General features: G+C 63.7%; 1 protein-coding gene and 1 pseudogene. Both read right to left on the bottom strand.

Features of this window, described 5'->3' with window-relative positions; genetic code table 11:
* Positions 1-140 (bottom strand): annotated as a pseudogene (locus tag A2I95_RS40170) (adenosylcobinamide-phosphate synthase); the annotation flags it as partial.
* The gene (locus A2I95_RS40165; protein WP_291737913.1) at positions 137-1,099 is read right to left on the bottom strand and encodes a threonine-phosphate decarboxylase; all 963 of its coding nucleotides are present in this window, start codon (positions 1,097-1,099) and stop codon (positions 137-139) included. The pseudogene A2I95_RS40170 and the gene A2I95_RS40165, both read right to left, overlap by 4 nt.
* Positions 1,100-1,194 lie beyond the last annotated feature (95 nt).

The following is a 1,194-nucleotide window of genomic DNA, read 5'->3' as shown; positions in this document are numbered from 1 at the left end:
GTGTTGAGCGAGTGGTCGAGGAAGCCGACTGCTTTGCCCATCAGCACTGCCGGGTGGGTGAAACGGGACCACAGCCATTTGGGCTCGCCGAAAACGGCATCCAACACGAGGGCAACCGCCAGCATTGCCGCGGTCGTCATAGCGTCGCTTCCAGCCGGTCCCAGCCGTCAGCGGGCGGCAGGCCGAGGCGCAAATAGGTTTTGGAATAGGGGAAGATCCGGCTCCAGATGCGGGAACGGGCAAGCTTGTTCTGCCAGGCCGCGGCATCGTTCACATTGTAGAGACGGAATAGGTCGGTGCCGCCCACCAGGCTGGCGCCCTTGGCAAACACCATTTCATCCAGCTGCGCCGCATCCGCCTTCAGCCGGGTGCGGGTGGCTTCGGCCCAGCCGTGGTCCTGCAGAGCCAGAGCGCCCGTGCGCAGGGCCGGGCCAGAGACGGCCCATGGGCCTTGCCACGAGGACAGGGTGGCGATCAGTTTGGGATCGCCGATTGCAAAACCCAGCCGCAGGCCGGCGAGGCCCCAGAATTTGCCAAAGCTTTTCAGGACAATCACGCCAGGCCGGGCGGCCATGCGAACCAAGCTCTCGGTTGGGCAGACGTCGCAAAAGCTTTCGTCTATAATAGTGAGCGGTGCTGTGAGTTGTTCTTCACACCAGAGGCGGCCATCGGGGTTGTTCGGATGCACCGCGACACGGGCCTCAGCCGGGCCATCTACACGAATCTTCCAGCCGCGGGCTTCAAAGGCGGCGGCGTGCTCGTTGTAAGTCGGTTTGCTGATCTGCACCCAGCGCGGCGCGGCCAGTGCTGGCAGGGCTGCGATCAGGGCTGAAGCACCAGGGGCGGCGAGAACCGCAGCCTCATCCGGGATGTTCCAGAAAGACCGCGCGGCGCGTTCGAGATCGGCCAGCGCATCGGCGTCCGGCAGTGCGCTCCAGTCTCCGGCGGTGAGTTCCGGCAGCGGATAGGGGTGCGGGTTGATACCGGTGGAGAGGTCCATCCAATCGCTGCGGATACCGCCGAACTCTGCCATGGCAGCGCTAAGGTTGCCGCCGTGGTCCCTGGATGGGGCTGCATTATCAAGCGGGAGTTCAAGCATCGCGGTAGCCACCGGTTGAATGTTGCTCCGAACGGTTCGGATGCCAAATCAGACACAGCAGTTCATAAAGCAACTGGGGCGAGGCGTGAACTCCC

Source organism: Leisingera sp. F5 (genome assembly GCF_001593695.1).
The sequence above is the reverse complement of the archived record's forward strand: the minus strand, read 5'-3'. Positions and strand labels throughout refer to the sequence as shown.

Coding starts and splice junctions, on each gene's coding strand:
- A2I95_RS40165 (WP_291737913.1), bottom strand. CDS start 1,099: ATGCTTGAACTCCCGCTTGATAATGCAGCCCCATCCAGGGACCACGGC.